This window comes from Streptosporangium sp. NPDC053982, assembly GCF_055585205.1.
The window spans coordinates 263,118-283,733 of sequence record NZ_JBVJKQ010000011.1 but is presented as its reverse complement, the minus strand read 5'-3'; the positions used below and the strand labels follow the sequence as shown (position 1 = coordinate 283,733).

The window sequence follows — 20,616 nt, the reverse complement described above, 5'->3', positions numbered from 1 at the left end:
GTGTTCAGCCCGCCCGCGCGATCTGGAACGAGTACGGTCCCGTCTTCGCCGAGCCCGACCTGACCACGAGCGCGTACCGGCCGTCCCCGCCGGAGAGCGGGATGTCGGCCTCGTATCCGCACAGGGGGATGGGCTGCCGCGGGCTCGCGACGTTCCTCTCCGCGGCGTCCACGAGCTCCAGTTCGATGGCCTCGCACGCCCCGGTCCCGCCGAGGACCTTGATGGCCGACGCGCCGTCCGCGTCGAACTCGAAGCGGTCGATGCGCCCGGGGACGTCCAGCCGCCCCGCGCCGTCCGGGCCGCCCTCGCCGATCCGCAGGCCGATCGCCGCCGGGAACGTGCGGACCTTCACCGTCGCGATCCGGAAACCGTACGGCCCGACGACGTTCGTGTTCCCGAAGACCTCCAGCCGGTGCCTGCCCGCCTTGGTCAGCTTGACGACGGACGTGCCCCAGCTGAAAGCGATGTCGGACGGGCCCACCGGCCGGCCGTCCACCTCGGAGTACACCTGGAGCCGGATGTCGTCGCCGGTCATGTCCGTGACGTAGAACTCCCTGGCGTCGCCCAGGTCCAGGGCGAACCTGTCCCGCTGCCCGGCCCGGGTGAGTTCTGCCGCGACGACGCCGCCGTCGGTGAGGACCCCTCCCGGCTGCACCGCCGTCCGGGCCCCGGCCGGGTCATCCGTCCGGGCCCCGGCCGGGTCATCCGTCCGGTCTGATCCGGCCGGGTCATCCGTCCCGGCCGGGTCGTCGTTCTCCGGAGGGCGGCCGGACTCGGCGGCCCGGGTGGTCTGGGTGGTCTGGGGAGCCTCGGCGGTGACCGTGACGGGCACGCGTTCCGGGGCGGACCGGTCGTCCCCGAGGGAACCGGCGCCGGCGCCGCATCCCGTGACGATCAGGAGCATGAAGGCCGCTCCGGCGGCGAGCCGGAGGGGTGGCACGCCGCGGCGGCCGGGGGAGGAGGCTTCCATGCCGGTCATTGTGCGAAGTCCGCTTGCATCCTGCTTTCCGTCGCGGGTCCGCGCCCCGGAGCCCGCGGGGGCGACGCCGTGGCGCGGGGCCCCGGCCCGGCCTCCCGCGGGGCCGGCGGCGCCCCGGCCCGGTCGTCCGACACGCTGTCGGCGTCATCCGGCCGTGGGTGATGTCGAGGGGACCGGGATGGGCGCCTGATGGCACCGGCCCTCCGGACAGGGCCGTCAGCCGAGACGGTCGGCCCTGTCGAGCAGGTACCGCTGTTCGACCTGGTTGTCCGTCAGAGCGGCCGCCTCGCGGTACAACGCCGCCGCGCCGGCCGTTTCGCCGGTCATCTGGAGCAGATGAGCGCGTACCGCGCGTTCCCGGCGCCGGGTCAGCGGGTCCCGGTCCAGCCGGTGACGCCGGTTGAGGTCGTCGAGCAGCGCCAGCCCCCGGCCCGGACCGTACGCCCGGGCCACCGCCACCACCCGGCTGAGCCGTACCGGTGCGGTCGGGGTGAGCCGTTCGAGCCACAGATACAGCACCGCGATCTGCGGCCAGTCCGTCCGCTCCGGCGACACGGCAGCGGCGTGCACGGCGGCGATCGCCGCCTGCAGCTGGTACGGGCCCACCTCGTGCCGGTTCCAGACGCCGTCGATCAGTTCGGTGCCCTCGTGGATCAGGGCGGCGTCCCACAGTGTCCGGTCCTGCTCGTCCAATGGCACCAGCTCGTCGGCGCCGCGGACGCGGGCGGCGCGCCGCGACTCGGTGAGCAGCATCAGCGCGAGCAGCCCGGTCACCTCGGCGTCGCCCGGCAGGGAGGCGTGGAGCATGCGGGTCAGCCGGATCGCCTCGTGGGTCAGGTCGACGCGGGCGAGTTCCTCGCCGGCGGAGGCCGTGTACCCCTCGTTGAAGATCAGGTAGAGCACCTGCGTCACGGCGGCCAGACGGCTGCCGCGGTCGGCGCCGTCCGGCGGGGTGAAGCGCGCGCCGGCGCCGGCCAGCCGCTGTTTGGCACGGCTGATCCGCGTGCCCATGGTGTTCTCGGTCGTCCCGTAGGCGTGGGCGATCTCGGCGGTCGTCAGGCCGCCGACCGCGCGCAGCGTGAGCGCCACCTGGGAGGCGGGGCTCAGCACGGGATGGCAGCAGAGCATCAGCAGGGTGAGGCTGTCATCGGTCTCCCGCGGCGGGGACGGCCGGCGGGCCGGTTCCCACATGGCCTGGTCGGCCGCCCCGGCTTCCCGCTCGCGCCGGCGCCGGGCCTGTTCGGAGCGGAGCAGGTCGACCATCCGCCGGTAGCCGACCCGGATCAGCCAGCTACGCGGGTCGTCCGGCACGCCGTCGACCCGCCATGCCCGGCTCGCGGCGAGCAGCGCCTCCTGAACCGCGTCCTCGGCGACGTCGAAGTGGCCGAAACGCCGGGTCAGCGCGCCGAGCACCTGCGGCGCCTCCACGCGCAGCAGGTGCTCGACGTCCGCGCTCACGCCGTGAACTCCTCACCCATGATCGGCCGGATCTCGATCGGCTCGCCCAGCACCTCGACGATCCGTGAGGCGATCTCCACGGCTCTCTCCCGGCCGCTCACGTCGATCACGGCGAAGCTGGCCAGGACCTCCTTCAGTTCGGCGAAGGGCCCGTCGGTCGCCACCACGCCGTCGGAGGTCCTGCGGACCGTGGTGCTGACCACCGGGTGGCCGAGGCCCACGCCGGTGACGAACTCGCCGGTCTCGATCAGTTCCCGCTCGAACCTCTGGTACGTGGCGAAGGCGGTCATCGCCTCCTCGGACAGCGCGTCGGGGGTGGCGGCGTCCCAGGCGGCGGCCGGCGTGTAGCCGAGCAGCAGGTATTTCATGGGAATCCTCCCTGTTCGTTCCCAGTGAATGTACGCAAGATCAGGCGGAGCGGAGGCCGCTGGGTGCGGCGACGGCGGTCATGACCTCCTCCTCGACCGGATCACACCGGTACCTCGTGGCCGGGCCGGAGAATTCGACGCGATCCGACTGTGATTCAGATCACATCAGATGCGTGTCAAGGCGGACAGGCCGCCTCCGAGGTACCGGCGAGCACTCACCACGACTCACCGAGGAGACGAGATGTCCGAGAACTACCAGCCGAGCGCCGGCCTGAAGGCTCTGGACCGCCTGGTCGGCACCTGGGCGATCACCGGCGGCGCGGAGGGGACCGTGCGGTACGAGTGGATGCCCGGCGGGTTCTTCCTGCTTCAGCACGTCGATCTCAGCCAGTCCGGCGAGTCGGCCACCGGCCTGGAGGTGATCGGTAACCTGCGGCCGTTCGGCGAGCCGGCCGGTACGGACGTGGTGTCGCGGTTCTACGGCTCGTCCGGCGACACCCTCGACTACGTCTACGAGCTGATCGGCGACGAGCTGACCATCTGGTGCGGCGCGAAGGGCAGTCCCGCCTACTACCGGGGCACCTTCAGCGCCGACGGCGACACGGCCACCGGCGGGTGGGTCTACCCCGGCGGGGGCGGGTACGAGACCACCATGACCCGGATCTGAGGCCGGCCCGTACCGCGGGCCCGTGTTGTGAGCCCGTACCGCCGCTCCGGACACCGGGGATCGGTGAGGCCCGCCTGCCAGGGCGGCCACCGTTCCCCGGCCGGTGGATCCTTCCCCGCCGGTCGCCGCTTTCCGGCCGGTCGGTTCTTCCCCGCCGGTCACTGTTCCCTTGCCGGTCGGTCCTTCCCCGCCGGTCGTCGTTTCCCGGCCGGTCACCGTCACCCGCCGGTTAAAACCGGGTGACATCTCACATCGTCTGCCGGAATGCTGGACACGGTCGATGAGTTTTGTCGGTGGCATCGGTCACTCTTTACATGACCGCGACTTCTTGCGAGACCCGTGGCCGGGGTGCCGGCCATGACGACATCATGTCCGACGACCCTGATCGAGGTATCGTGTCCGTCCCCCAGCTCGACTCTCCCGCCATGCCCGCGGAGGCCGTTCCGGATCGCCCCCGGCCTGTTTCGGGGCGCACCCCGCCCGTGATCCGGTTGCTGGTGCTCGCCACGTTCGTCGTCATCCTCAACGAGACGATCATGGTCAATGCGATCCCCCAGCTGATGGAGGCGCTGAGCATCACCGCGCAGACCGCGCAGTGGCTCTCGACCGCCTTCATGCTGACCATGGCCGCCGTCATCCCGATCACCGGATGGTTCCTGCAGCGGGTCTCCACCCGCCAGGCGTACACCGTCGCGATGGGCCTGTTCCTGCTCGGCACGGCACTGGCCGCCGCCGCGCCGACGTTCGAGGTGCTGCTGGGCGCCCGCATCGTCCAGGCTTCCGGGACGGCGGTGATGATGCCGCTGCTGATGACCACGCTGATGCAGGTGGTGCCCGAGGAGGACCGGGGCCGGGTCATGGGCAACATGTCCCTGGCCATCTCGGTCGCGCCCGCGATGGGCCCGGCCGTCTCGGGACTCATCCTCCAGTTCGGGTCCTGGCGGCTGCTGTTCGCCGTGGTTCTCCCCATCGCCGCCCTGATCACGTGGCGCGGCCTCGCGCGGCTCAAGAACGTCGGGGAGCCCGAGTACAGCACCGTCGACTGGCTGAGCGTGGTGACCGCCGCCGCCGGTTTCGGCGGTCTGGTCTACGGGCTCAGCCTGTTCGAGGGCGGTGACGCCTTCGTCGCCGCCGCGACCGTGGCGGCCGGTCTGGTGGCCATCATCGTCTTCGTCGTCCGCCAGCTGGTGCTGCAGAAGCGCAGTGCCTCGCCGGAGGACCTCCACAGGGAGCACACCGCGCCGCCGGTGGACCTGCGCAGCGCGTCGCCGGTGAAGCCTCCCAAGAAGCACACCACGCCGCTGATGGACCTGCGCGCCCTGCGCCACCGCACCTTCACGGTCGCGCTGATCCTGATGTCGGTGTCCTTCATGGCGATGCTCGGCTCGATGATCCTGCTGCCGCTGTACCTGCAGAGCGTCCGCGAGCTCAGCCCCCTGCAGACCGGGCTCCTCGTGATGCCGGGCGGCCTGGCGATGGGGCTGCTCGGCCCGGTCGTCGGCCGGCTGTTCGACCGGTTCGGCGGCCGGGTCCTGGTCATTCCCGGTGCGATCGGCATCGCGCTCACGCTCACCGGCTTCACCCAGGTCACGATGACCATGCCGTTCTGGCAGCTCCTCGGCCTGCACGCGCTGCTGATGGTGAGCCTGGCCGCGACCTTCACCCCGGTGTTCACCCTCGGGCTCGGAGCGGTCCCCCCGCACCTCTACTCCCACGCCAGCTCGATCCTGAGCACGCTGCAGCAGGTCGCCGCGGCCTTCGGCACCGCGCTCGTGATCACCGTGATGAGCGCGCGGGCCGACGCCCTGAGGGCCACGGGCGCCACCGAGGCCCTCGCCACCCTCGGCGGCATGCGGATGGCCTTCGTCATCGGCGCGGTGCTGTCCGTGGTCGTGATCGTCACCGCCCTGCTCCTGCCCGCCCGCGCGGACAACGCCGGCGGACACGGGGGGCACGGCCACTGAGACCGGCGGCGGCCCGCAGGCCGTCCGTGTGATGACGTGGGACCCGGGGCCGCCCGTGCGGTGTGGTGACGTTGGACCTGAAAAGCCGTCCGTGTGGTGATGCAGGACCTGGGGGGCCGTCCGTGCGGACGGCCCCCGGGCGTCGTCATCGGGTCGTGCAGACGGTTCCGTTGAGGGTGAAGACCTCGGGCAGCACGTTCGGGCCGCTGTAGTTGCCGACGTAGCCGATCGTGGCCGTCGCGCCGGTGGCCAGCGAGCCGTTGCCGGGTTCGCTGACGGCCTTGACGTCCTGGCCGTTCTGCGTCCAGACGGCGCTCCAGCCGCTGCCCAGGCTCTGCCACGCCCTGGGCCAGCCGAAGGTCAGGGTCCAGCCGCTGACCGGTGCGCCGTTGTTGGTGATGTCGATGGAGCCGACGTAGCCGCTGCCCCAGTCGGACTGCTTGGTCAGCCGTACCGAGCACGAGCCGGAGGCGGGCGTGCCGGTGGTGAACGTCAGCGGCGCGGAGGGGGGCGAGACCCCGCCGCCGCTGTCACGGGCGAGCACGTTGACCGTGTAGCGCGTGCCCGGCTTCAGGTTGCGCGCGGTGAGCGAGGTGCCGGTGGTCTCGCCGATCTGCTCGCTGACGGCTCCGTTCTGGCGGTACACCTCGTACTTCACGATCGGGCGGGCGCCGGCGGAGGCGGCGGACCAGGAGATCGTGGCGGCCTGGTCCGTCACGCCCGAGGCCGACGGCTGTCCCGGCTCGCCCGGCAGGCCCGCCTGGGTGGAGGCGGGACGCACGATGATCGTGGTCAGCGAGAGGGGAGGCAGCGTCCGGCCGGTCGCGCCGCCCGTGGCCGAGGTGGTGATGCTCGTGGCGCCGTTGACGTGGGTCAGCACGGTGGGGGCCCCGGACGCCGGGCCGAACCCGGAGTAGTCGATCGCGACGGGGTACGACGTGTCGGACGAGGTGTTGATCAGCATGACGGCCAGCGAGCCGTCGGGGCGCCGTACGGCGTGCGCGGTGACCTTCGCCTGGTCTGTCGCGGCCCGGACGAACCGGTCACCGGGGCGGGCGAAGCGGCTGACCATCTGGAGCGCGTAGTAGGGCGCGAAGGGCGTGTTCGCCGCCGGTTCGCAGACGCCGCCGTCGGCGCAGGACCCGCTCGACAGCAGGCCGAAGTCGCCGTAGTCGGTGTGCCCCTCGACCTCGGTGACCTTGCCGATCCCGTTGTGGACGTTCCACCAGTCGACGGTGAACACCCCGTTGGCCAGCAGCGTCGCGTAGGCGTCGGCGGCGGCCAGGGCGCCGGGCTGGGTCGTCGTGCCGCGGTCGCTCGACCCGGTGTTGAACTCGGTCATCGCGATGCCGATCCGCTCGGATCCGGCTCCCACGTGCTTCGCGATCTGCTTCCGGGTGAGCTGGATCATGTCCGGAACCTGGTCGGCCCTGTCGAAGGAGCCGGGGTACCAGTGCAGGATCACGAAGTCGATCTTCGACCCGGCGGTGGCCAGGACGACGTCGTTCCAGCTCCCGGCGTCGCCGTCGGCGGTCAGGGCGTCGGGCCAGTTGGCCGGGGTGGTCAGCACCGCGCCGATCTTGATGGTCGGGTCGACGGCCTTCATCGCGTCGGAGTAGGCCACGACGTTGCGCGCGTACTCGGCCGGGCTCTTGTCGGCGTGGTCGTCGGCCTCCCAGGCGGCGCCGTAGTGGCCGTTGCCGTAGTTCTCGTTGCCGATCTCCCAGTACCTGACGCCGTAGCCCTTGTCGACGTTGGCGTGCCGTACCCAGGCCGCGGCCTCCGCCGCCGTGCCGGTGCCGTAGTTGGCGGTCACCATCGGCTGCGCCCCGGTGCGCCGTACCCCGCGCATGAAGGTGTCGAAGTCGGTGCCGGGGGCCACGTAGCCGCCGGGGGCGGTGTGGTCGGCCCAGTGGTAGATGTCGGAGTAGGAGCCGCCGGGATAGCGCAGCAGTTTCACGCCGGCGTCTTTCAGCAGGTCGGCGGTCTCGTCGGTGCCCAGCCGGGAGTCCCAGATCGCGTGGTTGGCTCCGACGGCGGTCTCGGGCACGGTGGCGAGCGCGGCGCGGGCGTTGACGGTCACCGCGACCGGGCCGGCCTCGTCGGCGTACGCCGTGGGCGCCTGGAGCGCGGCCAGCGTCAGCAGTACGGCGGACGCGGCCCGTAACAGAGGTCTTGGCATCGATGGACACCTCAATGTGATAGCGGCCTTCATTCGACGCCTCCCCTGACCCGGAGGCAACATGATCGTGGGGGGCCGCCTCACGCCCGTCAACCGAGGGTGAAACTTTCACGCCGAAGGGCCCCCGCGGCGGGTCGTACCGCGCCGCGGGGGCCCTCACGAGGGCCGGTCGGTGAGCGAGGTCAGCCGGTCCGGGTCCACTTCTGGTTGTTGCCGCCGTGGCAGGAGTACATCTGGAGCTTGGTGCCGTTGGCCGTGCCCGATCCGGTGGCGTCCAGGCAGAGCCCGGACTGGACGCCGACGATGGTGCCGTCGCCGTTCAGACGCCACTTCTGGTTGTCGCCGCCCCAGCAGGAGTAGATCTGGGCGACGGCGCCGTTGGCGGTGCCGCCGGCGTCGAGGCACTTGTTGCCGTAGACGCGGAGCTCTCCGGCGGAGGTGGAGGTCCACTGCTGGTTGGCGTTGCCGTGGCAGTCCCAGAGCTGGACCTGGGTGCCGTCGGTGGTGCTGCTGTTGGGCACGTCCACGCAGCGGCCGGAGGCCACGCCCCTGATCTGCCCGTTACCGCCGGGCGGCGGGTCGGTGGGCGTCACGGTGGGTGTCGCGGTGGGCGTCTGGCTCGGGTTCGGGGAGGCGGAGTTGAGGGCGTTGAGGACCGAGCTGTAGGCGGCCTTCTTGTTGCCGTTGCCGTCGAACAGCAGCGGAACGTCGCCCGAACGCCAGGAGTCGCTGTCGCGCACGCCCCACACGGTGATGCCGACGCAGCGCGGCACGGCCAGGCAGTCGTTGGTCACGTTGGCGTAGGTCGTGGCCGAGGCGCCCTGGATGTCGAGCTCGGTGATGGCCACGTCGACGCCGAGGGCGGCGAAGCTCTGCAGGGTGGTGCGGAAGTTGCTGTTGTAGGGGCTGCCGCTGTTGAAGTGGCTCTGGAAGCCGACGCAGTCGATCGGCACGCCGCGCTGCTTGAAGTCGCGGACCATGTTGTAGACGCCCTGGGTCTTGGCCCAGGTCCAGTTCTCGATGTTGTAGTCGTTGTAGCAGAGCTTGGCGGACGGGTCGGCGTTCCGTGCGGTGCGGAAGGCGACCTCGATCCAGTCGTTGCCGGTCCGCTGCAGGTTGGAGTCGCGCCGGCCGCCGGAGTTGCCGTCGGCGTAGGCCTCGTTGACCACGTCCCAGGCGTAGATCTTGCCCTTGTAGTGGGCCATCACGCCGTTGATGTGGTCGATCATCGCCTGGCGCAGGGTGGATCCGGACAGGGACTGCATCCAGCCCGGCTGCTGTGAGTGCCAGGCCAGGGTGTGCCCGCGGACCCGCTTGCCGTTCTGGACGGCCCAGTTGTAGATGCGGTCTCCGCTGGAGAAGTTGAACTGGCCCCGCTGGGGCTCGGTGGCGTCGATCTTCATCTCGTTCTCGGCGGTCACCATGTTGAACTCGCGGTTCGCGATCGTGGTGTACGCCGAGTCGCCGAGCTTGCCTCCGGCGATGGCGGTGCCGAAGTAGCGCCCGCTCTGCGCGGCCGCCGCGCCGAGCGTGTTCTCCGCGGCGCCGGCGGGAGCCTGTACCGCCGTCAGGGCGGTGACCGTGCCGAGGACGCCGAGGGCGCCGGCGATCAGAGCCCGGCGGAGGCCGCCGCGGGGTCTCCGGGTTCCGGGCGGGGGTGTGGCGTTTGCGCCCATGCCTTGAGCCTCCATAACTGGATCACGAGAAAACCGGATCATGGGAAAAGGGGGAGCGGGGAGAGACCCCGCGGGACCGACGCCGCGTCCCATCGCCTCACGGGGAACCGTGCACCGCCGGGCGTCGCGGACGGTGGCCCCCGCTGCGTACCACCACCCGCGGGGCCGTCCTGGGGACTCAGTTTGGAAACGTGCTTGAAACTTGTCAACACCTTCTTGAAACTTTCGGAACGCATTCTGGGTCTCGGCTCCACGAGTGTTCCGATGTCCGGCTCTTCTCCTGGGATTTCGCCGTGCTTCCCTGCCGGACGGTACGGCGTGGACTCATGCCCTCCAGGGCGTCGCGGGTGAAATTTTCAGCGGCGCGTCCGCCTTGTCCGGGCTCGGCTCACCCGATAACGCGAGATGAGCCCCGTCCGGCCGCCGCGCACACCGGTACGACGGGCCGCGGGCCCTTGACGCGCTTCCCCGCGTCGTATTTGCTCCGCCCACCACCACCCTCTCCACCCATCTGACGAAGAGAGGACTTGGCGTGAAACGAACATTCAGGGTCGTGCTGGCAGCCGTCGCCCTGCCCTTGTTGATCGCGGGCATGTTCATGGCGACCAAACCGGTGGCCGCGGCGTCCCTCACCCGGGTGACCGGTTTCGGCAACAACCCGACCAACCTGAACATGTACCTCTACGTGCCCGACCGGGTCGCCCCCCGGCCGGCGCTGCTGGTGCTGGTGCACTACTGCACCGGCACGGCCTCGGCGATCTTCAACGGAAACGGGCACGACTACGTCACCGCCGCCGACCGCTACGGCTACATCATCGTGCTGCCCGAGGCCACCCGCAGCGAGAAGTGCTTCGACGTGTCCACCCCCGCCGCGCTGCGCCGCGACGGCGGCAGCGACTCCACCGGCATCATGTCGATGGTCGCCTACGCCCGCCAGCGCTACAACGTCGACCCCGCCCGGATCGTGGTCAGCGGCTTCTCCTCCGGCGCGATGATGACCAACGTCCTGGCCGCCGAGTACCCCGACGTCTTCTCCGCCGGCTCGGCCTTCTCCGGCGTCCCGGCCGGATGCTTCGCCACCACCAACGGCTCGCTGTGGAACAGCCAGTGCTCCGGCGGCAACCTCATCAAGACCGCGCAGCAGTGGGGCGACCAGGCGCGGGCGATGTATCCCGGCTACACCGGCCGTTACCCGAGGATGCAGCTGTGGCACGGCACCACGGACACCACGCTGGCCTACCCCAACTTCGGTGAAGAGATCAAGCAGTGGACCAACCTCCACGGCCTGTCCCAGACCCCCGCCTTCACCGACCACCCGCAGTCGTCCTGGACCCGTACCCGCTACGGGAACACCACGACCCAGGCCACCGTCGAGGGCATCAGCATCAGCGGCGTCGGCCACTCCCTGCCGATGAACGGGCAACTCGCCTACGCCATCTCCTTCCTCGGCCTCGACGGCACCACGCCCACGTCCTCACCCACTCCGACGGTGACCCCGACGGCGACTCCCACGGCCACCCCGACGGTGACTCCCACGGTGACCCCGACGCCCGGCGACACGCCGCCGCCTCCCGGCGCCTGCCGGGTCAGCGCCACCGTCAACGCGTGGAACAACGGGCTGACCGAGAACCTCACCGTCACCAACACCGGAACCTCGGCGGTCAACGGCTGGTCCCTGGCCTTCACCCTCCCCGGCGGGCAGACCATCACCGGCGGCTGGAACGCCACCTACACCCCCGCCACCGGCCGCGTCACCGCGACGAACGTCACCTACAACGGCTCCCTCGCGCCCGGAGCCTCCACCGAGATCGGCTTCCAGGCCACCCACACCGGCGACGCCGGCAAGGCCACCGCGTTCACCCTCAACGGAGCCCCCTGCACCCTCTCCTGACACATTCTCCGACCGGCCCCTCGCCGGCTCGCCGTGCCCTCCGGTCCACCGGGCGGCACGGCGAGCCGGCGGGTCCCGTGCCACACTCATGTCCGACCGCGTCGGCGTCGACAGGGTGGAGGAACGGCTCGGATGGGGTTGGAGATCGAGGACCGGCCGTCCGACTCGCCGTACATCGATCGGGTGTGGCGGAGCACCAGCCACGGCGTCGACACGATGACCTCGGTCGCGACCGCACACTGGGACCTGGTCTTCTGGGAGCACCGCGGCCGGTTCAGCGCGGCCGTTCAGGGACCGGAGCCCCGGGCGTGCCCGGCCCCCGTGCCCGAGGAGGCCACGTTCTTCGGGATCAGCTTCTCGCTCGGGACCTCGATGCCGCACCTCCCGGCCGGCCGGCTCGTCGGCGGTTCCGCGGAGATCCCGGACGCGACCCCCGGATCCTTCTGGCTGAAGGGTTCCACCTGGCGTGTTCCGGGCTACGACGACGCCGAGGCATTCGTGCGGCGGATGGTGCGCGAGGGCGTCCTGGTCCGTGACCCGATCGTCGCCGCGGTGTTCCGCGGCGCCCCGCCGGACGTGTCCGAGCGGACCGTACAGCGGCGCTTCGCGGCGGCGACCGGACTCACCCCCGGCTCCGTGCGGCAGATCGGCCGCGCCCGCCGGGCGGCGGTCCTGCTCCTGGAGGGTGTGCCGGTGCACGACGTCATCCACCGGCTCGGATATTTCGACCAGCCGCACCTGGCGCGGTCGCTGTCCCGCTACATCGGGCGGACCGCCACGCAGCTGAGCGCCCGGAGCCCGTCGGAGCCGCTGTCGCTTCTGTACAAGATGTGAGCCCCGCGCCCGTCTAATCTCCTTTTCACAGCCACGGTCACGGCGGAGGACGGTTCCGCCGCCGACGCCGGCGAGGAGGGAGGGCCGGTCGCCCCGGTCCGCGGACGCGAGGCCCCTCCCGTGCCCCTGACGACGAAGGAACAGCGCAATGGCCAAGATCGTTTCCAACTTCTTCATCTCGCTGGACGGCGTGATCGAGTCGCCCGACCAGTGGCACACCCCGTACTTCGACGACCAGATGGGCGCGGCGATCGGGGCGGGCATGCAGGAGGCGACGGCGTTTCTGATGGGCCGCAGGCTGTACGAGGAGTGGTCGGCGTACTGGACGACGACGGACCAGGACCAGGACTTCGCCAAGTTCATCAACGGCACCCCCAAGTACGTCGTGTCGAACACCCTGCGGGAGGCGGAGTGGAGCAACACCACCGTCGTCTCCGGCGACGTCGCGGCCAGGCTGCGCGAGGTCAAGAAGCGGACCGACGGCACCATCCAGATGTCCGGCTCCGCGACGACCGTGCGGTGGCTGCTGGCCAACGGGTTGCTCGACGAGCTGAAACTGCTCGTCCACCCGATCGCCGTCGGCCACGGTCAGCGGTTGTTCGAGGACACTCCGACCCACAGGCTGAAACTGGTCGAGTCCGAGACGTTCCGGTCCGGCGTGCTCAACCTGACCTACGTCCCGGACGCCGGCTGACCCGTGCCGCCGAGCCGGGCGTAGGCCGCGGGCGACATGCCGACCGCCGCGGTGAAGTCGCGGGTCAGGTGGGCCTGGTCGGCGTATCCGAGCTCGGCGGCCAGCGTCGCCAGGTCGAGGCCCCGGTAGACCCGCTCCGCGGCCTCGTGCAGCCGGAAGCGGCGGATCACCCACTTGGGGCCGACGCCGACGTAGTCGCGGAACAGCCGCTGCAGTGAGCGCACCGACCGCCCGGCCCTGGCCGCCAGCGCGTCGACCCGGGTCATGGACACGTCGTTCTCCGCCGTCGCCACCAGCGCCGCGACCTCCTCGGCCACCGGATCCCGGCGGGGTCCCAGCCCCAGCAGGAAGTCATCGACGAGGGCGACGGCGGCCGGGATGTCCGGTTCGGTCAGGACGCGCCGGACCAGGGTCTCGCCCGCCGCGCCGTACATCTCACCGATCCCGGGGAAGCGGTCGGTCAGCCGGGACACCGGGCCGTCGAGGAACGGCCGGAAGCCGCCGGGGCGGAAACGCGTGCCGAGCACGCGGCCGCCGCCCCGCATCGTGTAGGAGAACCCGCCCCTGATCACCCCCGCGATCCGGTGGAAGTCATCGGTGATCGTCATGTTCACGGTGGGGTGGGAGACGATGCGCTGCTCGTACGGCTCGGCGAGATCGGTCCACGTGACGACCCAGAAGTGCTCGACGTACGCCGCGAGCCCGGGTGACGGCGCCCGCCGGACGTAGTCGAAGGCGTCGAGTCCCGCGTACGGGTCGACCCAGCCGCGCTGTCGCGTTTCTACAAGCCGCGCCTCGGGCGAATGGGGCACGCTGGCTGTCATGGACGACATGATGCCGTTGATGAGGCGTGCCACCGAACGGACCGCGGGACTGGTGCGCGAGGTGGGGCCCGAGCAGCTCGGGCTGCCGACGCCGTGTGAGAAGTTCGACGTCAGGGAGCTGATCAACCACCTGGAGTGGGTGGCGGAGATGTTCGAGTCGCTGGCCCACGGGGGGCCGAGGACCGAGCGGGGACCGTACGCGGGCGACTTCCCCGAGAGGGCGGAGCGCACGCTGGCGGCCTGGTCCCGGCCGGAGGCGTGGGAGGGCACGAGCCCCGGCATGGGCCTGCCGATGGACGTGCTGGCCCACATGTACCTCGTCGACATGGTCGTGCACGGCTGGGACCTGGCCAGGGCCGTCGGCCGGGAGTACGAGCCGGACCCCGGGACGGTCGCGCGGGCGCTGGACTTCACCGACCGGATGGTGGAGACGGGCAGGCAGCGCGGCGCCTTCGGGCCGCCGGTGGCCGTCCCGGACGACGCCCCGCCGTTCGACCGCCTGCTCGGCGTCATCGGCCGGGACCCGGCCTGGACGCCCTGACGCGCTCCCGCTCCCGCTCCCGTCGGCCGCTCGGACAGGACGGCATACCGGTTGATCCATGGTCACGGTGACCGAAGGTGCTCATCGGTCGTTATTTCTGAGCATCGACCCATTTTCCGGGCATTGATCATTAGCATCGTCGGATGCTCACTGTTCCGGCGGTGTCCCGGCAGGCCGGACGGCGCATGGCCTGGCTCGACGCCCTCCGCGGCCTCGCCGCCCTGGTCGTGGTCTTCGAGCACACGCTCCAGCCCCTGCTGCCCGGGGCGCGGATGCCGGTCAAGGCGGTCTTCGAGCCCGGATGGTACGGCGTGACCGTGTTCTTCCTGGTCAGTGGCTACATCGTGCCGGCGTCGCTGGAACGGCGGGGCGACGTGCGCGCCTTCTGGATCTCCCGCTTCTTCCGGCTGTATCCGCCGCTCGTGGTGTGCGCGGCGGGCATGGCGCTGCTGGCCGCGATGGGCTGGGACGAACCGCACGTCTGGTGGGGCTCGCGACCGCTCTCCCTGACGGTGGGCCACCTGACGATGCTGCAGAACCTGCTGGCCATGCCGAACCTGGTCAACGTGCTGTGGACGCTCTCGTACGAGATGGCGTTCTACCTGCTGCTGACCGCGCTGTTCACCCTCGGCCTGCACCGGCGGAGCACCGCGTACGCCCTCGCCTTCACCGCGGCGGCCGTGGCGGGCGCGGGCGCGCTGCCGGTCGCGCTCCTCTCGGCCGGTGGCTCCGGCCGGATGCTGACGGTGACGCTGGCGGTGGCCGCGTCGCTGACGGCGGGCCTGGCGGCGGTGCTCGCGGGGACGGGCACGGTACGGCGGGCGGGCGCGATCGTCGTCGGGGCCGTCGTGCTGGGACTGCTGGCGGTCAACCAGAGCTACCCCGGCCCCTGGCAGGGGCTACTGATCCTGGCCACCATGTTCGCCGGAACGGCGCTGTACCGGGCCGAGCAGGGTCAGATCCCCTGGAGCCGGGCGGGCTGGGCGGCGCTGGTGCCGGCGGCCGGGATCTGGCTGGCGCGCGGCGACCTCGGCACCCAGACGGCCGAGGCCGCCGCCTGGCTCACCTTCGTCGCCGCGATGGCGCTGCGGCACCGGCGGATGCCCCGGGTCCTGGCCTGGCTGGGGCTGGTCAGCTACTCGGTCTACCTGCTCCATCCGTTGCTGCTGGAAGGCGTCCAGTGGTTCTGGCCCGAGCCGGCGACCGTACCGCTGGGGGCGCGGCTGGCGGCGCTGGCCGGCGTGGTGGCGGCGCTGCTCGGCCTCAGTGCGCTGACCTGGCGCTTCGTGGAGGCTCCGGCGCAGCGGCTGGGCAGGCGTCTCATCACCCCGGGCGGCTGACGCCCCCGGCGGCGCGCTCCAGGTTGTCGGCCATGTGCCGCAGGGACTGAACGGTCCGGAGGTATTCCGCCTCGGTGAGACCGGTGAGGAAGGTGGAACGGACGCCGTTCATCTTCTCCCGGATCATGGCGTGACCGGCCCGGCCGTCCGGGGTGAGCGCGTGGCGGCCGGAGCCGTCCAGGGTGAGCCAGCCGCGGCGGGTCAGCTCGCCGGTGACGTCTTCCAGGGTGACCGAGCCGGGGCCCCAGAAAGGCCGCAATGTCTCGGCGAGGCCGTCCGGGGTCTGCGGGGACCCGTGCAGCGTGTTCATGATCTGCCAGTGCCTCCGGGTGAGCCGCTCTTCGGTGAGGGCCTGTTCGGCCGCGGCTTCGATGAGACGGTCGAGGTGCTTCAGCCAGTAGCCGATGGGCCGTTCCATAAAAATGTCCTCTCACATGTGCATGTATTTTAACAACTAACTGCGCGGGAGCATATGCTTCTGGACCGTGGAGCGCAACGGTGACGATCACATCGAGACGGTCGAACGCGCCATGGTGGCCATCCGCCGCAGCCAGAGCCGGCGCACCCTGGCGCGGCTCGCCGCCGACCGCCGGAAGGCCGGCTCCGGCGGAGGCCCGGAGACGGCGGCGACCGCCGCGCCGGTGGCCGGCGCCGAAGTGCTGGACGTCATCGAGGCGGCCGAGGACGCGGGCGACGCGGTGACCGTCACCGGTGTGGCCACCGCGTTGAACATCGACCAGCCGCGCGCCAGCAAGCTGGTCGCCGCCGCCGTGGCGGCGGGTCTGGTACGGCGGGAGGCCGACCAGGCGGACGGCCGCAGGGCACTCCTGGTGCGCACGCCGGCCGGACGCCGCCTGTCGGAGGAGATACACGCCTTCCGGCAGCGGATCTACGCCGAGGCCATGAGCGACTGGCCGGCCGCGGACCGCGCCGAGTTCGCCCGCCTTCTCGCCAGGTTCGTGGAGTCCCTGGGCACGGTCACCCGCTGAGGACGGCCCGGCGTGGCCGTACGGGCGCTTGTGCCGGGGCCTCGCCTACCTGGTGCGGCGGCTGCCGGGAGCCGGGCGGGTGCTGTGAGCGCGGCGGGCCCGCCACACGCCGCCCACCCCGCCCCGATAGATAACCGCAGGTCAGATCGGGTAGAGCAAGAGTTGCTCGTGCCGTACCGGCGGGGAAGACGTGGCCCGTGCCCATCGGTGGGACGGGCGGGCCGGAGGGTGGAGATGAGGCGGCGGGAGGCGTAGGCTCCGGGGCCGGGAAACGGCGGCCGGCCTGGAGAAAAGGGGAACAGGTGACCGAATCTTTCGTGCATCTGCATGTCCACACCGAGTACTCGATGCTCGACGGTGCGGCGAAGATCGGCCGGATGTTCGAGGAGGTGGCGCGGCTGGAGATGCCCGCCATCGCCATGAGCGATCACGGCAACATGTTCGGCGCCTACGAGTTCCAGGGCGAGGCCAAGAAGGCGGGCATCAAGCCGATCATCGGCATCGAGGCATACGTGGCGCCCGCGTCCCGCTCGTTCAAGAAGCCGGTGTTCTGGGGCAAACGCGCCGAGACCGGAGTCGCGGACGGCGAGGGCGGCAAGGACGTCTCCGGCGGTGGCCGGTACACGCACATGACCATGTGGGCCAAGGACGTCGCGGGCCTGCGCAACCTGTTCCGCCTGTCGTCCCTGGCCTCCTTCGAGGGCTACTACGGCAAGCCCCGCATGGACCGGGAGCTGGTCGCCCGGCACGCCGAGGGGATCATCGCCACCACCGGCTGCCCTTCGGGGGAGGTGCAGACCCGGCTGCGGCTCGGCCAGTACGACCAGGCCGTCGAGGCGGCGGCCGGCTACCAGGAGATCTTCGGCAGGGAGAACTACTTCCTGGAGCTGATGGACCACGGCCTGGACATCGAGCGTGACGTCCGCGAGGACCTGCTGCGCCTGGCGAAGCAGCTGAACATCCCGCTGCTGGCCACCAACGACTCCCACTACGTCACCGAGGACCAGGCCGACGCCCACGACAGCCTGCTGTGCGTCGGCGTGGGCCGCAACAAGGACGACCCGAACCGGTTCCGGTTCAACGGGTCGGGCTACTACGTCAAGAGCCCCGCCGAGATGCGGAGCCTGTTCACCGAGCTGCCCGAGGCGTGTGACAACACGCTGCTGGTCGCCGAGATGGTCGGCGACTACGACGAGGTGTTCGGCTACATCGACCGGATGCCGCAGTACCCCGACGTGCCCGAGGGGGAGACGCAGGAGTCGTGGCTGCGCAAGGAGGTCGAGCAGGGCCTGGTCATGCGCTACGGCGACCCGGTCCCCGCCGAGGTGTGGGAGCGGTACGAGACCGAGATGAAGGTCATCGGCCCCATGGGGTTCTCCTCCTACTTCCTCGTCGTCGCCGACATCTGCAAGTACGCCCGGGACAACGGCATCGCCGTCGGACCCGGCCGGGGGTCGGCGACCGGTTCGATCGTCGCCTACGCGACCCGCATCACCGAGCTGGACCCGCTGGAGCACGGCCTGCTGTTCGAGCGGTTCCTCAACCCCGAGCGCATCAGCCCGCCCGACATCGACCTCGACTTCGACGACCGCCAGCGCGACCGCATGGTGTCCTACGTGACCCGGAAGTACGGCAACGAGTACACCGCGCAGGTCAACACCTTCGGCACGATCAAGGCCAAGGCCGCCGTCAAGGACGCCTCCCGCATCCTCGGCTACCCCTTCGCGATGGGCGACAAGATCACCAAGGCGATGCCGCCGGACGTCATGGGCAAGGGCGTCCCCCTGGCGAAGATGTTCGACCCCGAGCACCCCCGCTACATCGAGGGCGGCGAGATCCGCTCCCTGTACGAGTCGGACGTCGACGTGCGCAAGGTCATCGACACCGGCCGCGGCATCGAGGGCCTGATCCGCGGCACCGGCGTGCACGCCGCCGCGGTCATCCTGTCGTCCGCGCCGCTGCTCGACCTGATCCCCATGCACATGCGGGACAAGGACGGCGTGGTCATCACCGGCTTCGACTACCCGTCCTGCGAGTCCATGGGCCTGATCAAGATGGACTTCCTGGGCCTGCGCAACCTCGGCATCATCGACCACGCCATCAAGATCATCGAGCAGAACCGTGGCGTGACGATCCGTACCGAGGAGATCCCCCTCGACGACGCGACCACCTACAGGCTGCTGGCCCGCGGCGACACCCTGGGCGTCTTCCAGCTCGACGGCGGCCCCATGCGGCAGCTCCTGAAGCTGATGGAGCCCACCCGGTTCGAGGACATCGCCGCCGTCCTCGCGCTGTACCGGCCCGGCCCGATGGCCGCCAACGCCCACACCAACTACGCCCACCGAAAGAACGCCCGCCAGGAGATCACCCCGATCCACCCGGAACTGAAGGACGCCCTGGACCCGATCCTCGGATCCACCTTCCACCTGCTCGTCTACCAGGAGCAGATCATGGCGGTCGCCCGGGAGCTGGCCGGCTACACCCTCGGCGGCGCCGACCTGCTGCGCCGCGCCATGGGCAAGAAGAAGCCCGAGATCCTCGCCAAGGAGTTCGTCAACTTCCAGGCGGGCATGCGCGGCAACGGCTACAGCGACGGGGCGATCCAGGCGCTGTGGGACGTCATGCTGCCGTTCTCCGGCTACGCCTTCAACAAGTCCCACACCGCCGGCTACGGCCTCGTCGCGTACTGGACGGCCTACCTCAAGGCCAACTACCCCGCCGACTACATGGCGGCCCTGCTCACCAGCGTCGGCGACGACAAGGACAAGGCCGCCATCTACCTCGCCGAATGCCGCAAGATGGGCATCCAGGTCCTGCCGCCCGACGTCAACGACTCCGACCTGACGTTCGCCGCGGTCGGCGACGACAAGGTCCGCTTCGGTCTCGGCGCCGTCCGCAACGTCGGCGAGAACGTCGTCGAGGGCATCATCAAGGCCCGCCAGGAAAAAGACGACTACACCGACTTCAACGACTTCCTCGGCAAGGTGCCGCTACAGGTCTGCAACAAGCGCGTCATCGAGTCCCTGATCAAGGCGGGGGCCTTCGACTCCCTCGACCACCCCCGCAAGGGGCTGCTGCTCACCCACGAGCAGGCCGTCGACTCCGTCATCGACATCAAGAAGAACGAGGCCAACGGCCAGGACTCCCTGTTCGGCGGGACCGAGGACACCGAGGAGAACGTCTTCACCGTCACCGTCCCCGACACCGAGTGGGACAAGAAGACACGCCTGGACTTCGAGCGGGAGATGCTCGGCCTGTACGTCTCCGACCACCCCCTCGCCGGAACCGAACGCCTCCTGGTCCGCAACCGCGACACCACGATCGTCGAACTGCTCGAAAGCGGCCGGGAACGCGGCGACGTCCGGGTCTGCGGTCTCATCACGAAGGTCGACAAGCGCGTCAACAAGGCCGGGAACCTCTGGGCGATCGTCGTGGTCGAGGACATGGACTCCGCCGTCGAGTGCCTGTTCTTCCCCAAGAACTACGAGCTGTACGGGCCGATGCTGCGGGAGGACGCCGTGGTCTCGGTGGGGGGTCAGGTCAACAACCGCGACGGCGCGATCTCGATCTTCGCCCAGGACCTCACCATCATCGACGTCTCCATCGTCGCCGGCGACTCCGGGCCGCCCGTCACGATCTTCCTGCGGGAGGAGCGGGTCACCGCCGAACTGGTGGAGGAGCTGCGCAACATCCTCAAGACGCACGAGGGCAAGGTGCCGGTGCAGGTACGGCTGCGCCGTCACACCGGCCGGACGGTGGTCATGGCGCTGCCGGACTACCAGGTCGACGCCGCCCCGTCCTTCGCCGGGGACGTCAAGGCGCTGTTCGGGTCGGACGCGATCGCCCTGTGAGCCGCCCCGTCGAGGTCGTCTCGGTGGTGGAGCCCCCGGTGTGCCCGCGCTGCGACGGTGAGGGCCTGCTGTCGGTGCTGGTCGGCCACGGCTGGACCAACGCCCGCGGATCCGCGGTGCGCGGCCACGTGCCGGTCGTGCTGTGCGCGGGATGCGACTCCGGCGACCCGCTCGCCGCGCCGCTCATCACCTGGTTCCACGTCCACGAGACCGTCACCGGCGAGGTCGCCGAGGAGTTCGCGCGGCTGCTCGACCGGTGGGCCGGCCACCTGCGGCCGCCCGCCCTGGACGGGGCCGCGCAGGAGGCCGACGCCTGGCGGCGCGGCGAACTGTGACACGGCACGGCCCCCGGCGCCGC

The 20,616-nt window shown here is 70.7% G+C and carries 17 protein-coding genes; 10 read left to right on the top strand and 7 right to left on the bottom strand.

Annotation, left to right across the window (positions count from 1 at the left end):
* Window positions 1-4: 4 nt before the first annotated feature.
* The 3 genes from ACZ6W9_RS21920 to ACZ6W9_RS21910 form a co-directional block, all read right to left on the bottom strand.
* Window positions 5-970, bottom strand: coding sequence for a hypothetical protein (locus tag ACZ6W9_RS21920; RefSeq protein ID WP_389967095.1), 966 nt, complete (start codon window positions 968-970; stop codon window positions 5-7).
* Window positions 971-1,195: 225 nt separating this feature from the next.
* Window positions 1,196-2,437 carry an RNA polymerase sigma factor gene (locus ACZ6W9_RS21915; protein ID WP_470119343.1) on the bottom strand — a complete coding sequence of 414 codons (1,242 nt, stop codon included), beginning with the start codon at window positions 2,435-2,437 and terminating at the stop codon, window positions 1,196-1,198.
* Window positions 2,434-2,805 carry a YciI family protein gene (locus ACZ6W9_RS21910; protein WP_389967089.1) on the bottom strand — a complete coding sequence of 124 codons (372 nt, stop codon included), beginning with the start codon at window positions 2,803-2,805 and terminating at the stop codon, window positions 2,434-2,436. Before ACZ6W9_RS21910 ends, ACZ6W9_RS21915 begins: the two co-directional genes overlap by 4 nt.
* A 241-nt stretch (window positions 2,806-3,046) precedes the next feature.
* Here ACZ6W9_RS21910 and ACZ6W9_RS21905 point away from each other — a divergent pair, with 241 nt between their 5' ends.
* On the top strand, window positions 3,047-3,472 hold the full coding sequence (locus ACZ6W9_RS21905; protein WP_470119341.1) for a hypothetical protein: 426 nt from the start codon (window positions 3,047-3,049) through the stop codon (window positions 3,470-3,472).
* A gap of 395 nt (window positions 3,473-3,867) precedes the next feature.
* The gene (locus tag ACZ6W9_RS21900) at window positions 3,868-5,436 is read left to right on the top strand and encodes an MDR family MFS transporter (RefSeq protein WP_470119339.1); all 1,569 of its coding nucleotides are present in this window, start codon (window positions 3,868-3,870) and stop codon (window positions 5,434-5,436) included.
* Window positions 5,437-5,581: 145 nt separating this feature from the next.
* On the opposite strand, the gene ACZ6W9_RS21895 is transcribed toward ACZ6W9_RS21900, so the two are convergent.
* A complete protein-coding gene (locus ACZ6W9_RS21895) occupies window positions 5,582-7,618 on the bottom strand; it encodes a cellulose binding domain-containing protein (protein ID WP_470119337.1) in 2,037 nt (678 codons plus the stop codon).
* Window positions 7,619-7,800: 182 nt separating this feature from the next.
* Window positions 7,801-9,294 (bottom strand): endo-1,4-beta-xylanase, encoded by a 1,494-nt coding sequence (locus ACZ6W9_RS21890; protein WP_389967077.1) that lies wholly within the window; start codon window positions 9,292-9,294, stop codon window positions 7,801-7,803.
* 532 nt (window positions 9,295-9,826) lie between these two features.
* Here ACZ6W9_RS21890 and ACZ6W9_RS21885 point away from each other — a divergent pair.
* From ACZ6W9_RS21885 to ACZ6W9_RS21875, 3 genes are all read left to right on the top strand, one after another.
* A complete protein-coding gene (locus ACZ6W9_RS21885; RefSeq protein WP_389967074.1) occupies window positions 9,827-11,185 on the top strand; it encodes an extracellular catalytic domain type 1 short-chain-length polyhydroxyalkanoate depolymerase in 1,359 nt (452 codons plus the stop codon).
* Between the two features lie 132 nt (window positions 11,186-11,317).
* Window positions 11,318-12,019, top strand: coding sequence for a helix-turn-helix domain-containing protein (locus ACZ6W9_RS21880; RefSeq protein WP_470119335.1), 702 nt, complete (start codon window positions 11,318-11,320; stop codon window positions 12,017-12,019).
* Between the two features lie 148 nt (window positions 12,020-12,167).
* Window positions 12,168-12,713 (top strand): dihydrofolate reductase family protein, encoded by a 546-nt coding sequence (locus tag ACZ6W9_RS21875; RefSeq protein WP_470119333.1) that lies wholly within the window; start codon window positions 12,168-12,170, stop codon window positions 12,711-12,713.
* On the opposite strand, the gene ACZ6W9_RS21870 is transcribed toward ACZ6W9_RS21875, so the two are convergent.
* Window positions 12,692-13,537 (bottom strand): DUF6597 domain-containing transcriptional factor, encoded by an 846-nt coding sequence (locus tag ACZ6W9_RS21870; RefSeq protein ID WP_389967066.1) that lies wholly within the window; start codon window positions 13,535-13,537, stop codon window positions 12,692-12,694. The two genes, ACZ6W9_RS21875 and ACZ6W9_RS21870, sit on opposite strands and share 22 nt — an antisense overlap.
* 19 nt (window positions 13,538-13,556) lie before the next feature.
* On the opposite strand from ACZ6W9_RS21870, the gene ACZ6W9_RS21865 reads away from it, so the two are divergent.
* Complete coding sequence (locus tag ACZ6W9_RS21865) at window positions 13,557-14,078, top strand: TIGR03086 family metal-binding protein (RefSeq protein ID WP_389967064.1); 522 nt, start codon at window positions 13,557-13,559, stop codon at window positions 14,076-14,078.
* A gap of 143 nt (window positions 14,079-14,221) precedes the next feature.
* A complete protein-coding gene (locus ACZ6W9_RS21860) occupies window positions 14,222-15,418 on the top strand; it encodes an acyltransferase family protein (protein ID WP_470119330.1) in 1,197 nt (398 codons plus the stop codon).
* On the opposite strand, the gene ACZ6W9_RS21855 is transcribed toward ACZ6W9_RS21860, so the two are convergent.
* Complete coding sequence (locus ACZ6W9_RS21855; RefSeq protein WP_470119328.1) at window positions 15,402-15,836, bottom strand: MarR family winged helix-turn-helix transcriptional regulator; 435 nt, start codon at window positions 15,834-15,836, stop codon at window positions 15,402-15,404. The genes ACZ6W9_RS21860 and ACZ6W9_RS21855 overlap by 17 nt on opposite strands.
* Before the next feature lie 67 nt (window positions 15,837-15,903).
* Between ACZ6W9_RS21855 and ACZ6W9_RS21850 the strand changes: the two genes are divergently transcribed.
* From ACZ6W9_RS21850 to ACZ6W9_RS21840, 3 genes are all read left to right on the top strand, one after another.
* Window positions 15,904-16,407 (top strand): MarR family winged helix-turn-helix transcriptional regulator, encoded by a 504-nt coding sequence (locus tag ACZ6W9_RS21850; RefSeq protein ID WP_470119326.1) that lies wholly within the window; start codon window positions 15,904-15,906, stop codon window positions 16,405-16,407.
* A 302-nt stretch (window positions 16,408-16,709) separates the two neighbouring features.
* Window positions 16,710-20,258: a DNA polymerase III subunit alpha gene (gene dnaE, locus ACZ6W9_RS21845; protein ID WP_470119324.1), complete on the top strand. Its 3,549-nt coding sequence runs from the start codon at window positions 16,710-16,712 to the stop codon at window positions 20,256-20,258.
* Complete coding sequence (locus ACZ6W9_RS21840; RefSeq protein ID WP_470119322.1) at window positions 20,255-20,593, top strand: DUF6300 family protein; 339 nt, start codon at window positions 20,255-20,257, stop codon at window positions 20,591-20,593. The genes dnaE and ACZ6W9_RS21840 overlap by 4 nt, the downstream gene beginning before the upstream one ends.
* The last annotated feature ends 23 nt before the right edge of the window (window positions 20,594-20,616 follow it).

Excerpts from the sequence above, each read along its gene's own strand:
- ACZ6W9_RS21920 (WP_389967095.1), bottom strand. The coding sequence starts at position 970 with ATGGAAGCCTCCTCCCCCGGCCGCCGCGGCGTGCCACCCCTCCGGCTC.
- ACZ6W9_RS21910 (WP_389967089.1), bottom strand. The coding sequence starts at position 2,805 with ATGAAATACCTGCTGCTCGGCTACACGCCGGCCGCCGCCTGGGACGCC.
- ACZ6W9_RS21905 (WP_470119341.1), top strand. The coding sequence starts at position 3,047 with ATGTCCGAGAACTACCAGCCGAGCGCCGGCCTGAAGGCTCTGGACCGC.
- ACZ6W9_RS21895 (WP_470119337.1), bottom strand. The coding sequence starts at position 7,618 with ATGCCAAGACCTCTGTTACGGGCCGCGTCCGCCGTACTGCTGACGCTG.
- ACZ6W9_RS21890 (WP_389967077.1), bottom strand. The coding sequence starts at position 9,294 with ATGGGCGCAAACGCCACACCCCCGCCCGGAACCCGGAGACCCCGCGGC.
- ACZ6W9_RS21880 (WP_470119335.1), top strand. The coding sequence starts at position 11,318 with ATGGGGTTGGAGATCGAGGACCGGCCGTCCGACTCGCCGTACATCGAT.
- ACZ6W9_RS21875 (WP_470119333.1), top strand. The coding sequence starts at position 12,168 with ATGGCCAAGATCGTTTCCAACTTCTTCATCTCGCTGGACGGCGTGATC.
- ACZ6W9_RS21870 (WP_389967066.1), bottom strand. The coding sequence starts at position 13,537 with ATGACAGCCAGCGTGCCCCATTCGCCCGAGGCGCGGCTTGTAGAAACG.
- ACZ6W9_RS21865 (WP_389967064.1), top strand. The coding sequence starts at position 13,557 with ATGAGGCGTGCCACCGAACGGACCGCGGGACTGGTGCGCGAGGTGGGG.
- ACZ6W9_RS21860 (WP_470119330.1), top strand. The coding sequence starts at position 14,222 with ATGCTCACTGTTCCGGCGGTGTCCCGGCAGGCCGGACGGCGCATGGCC.
- ACZ6W9_RS21855 (WP_470119328.1), bottom strand. The coding sequence starts at position 15,836 with ATGGAACGGCCCATCGGCTACTGGCTGAAGCACCTCGACCGTCTCATC.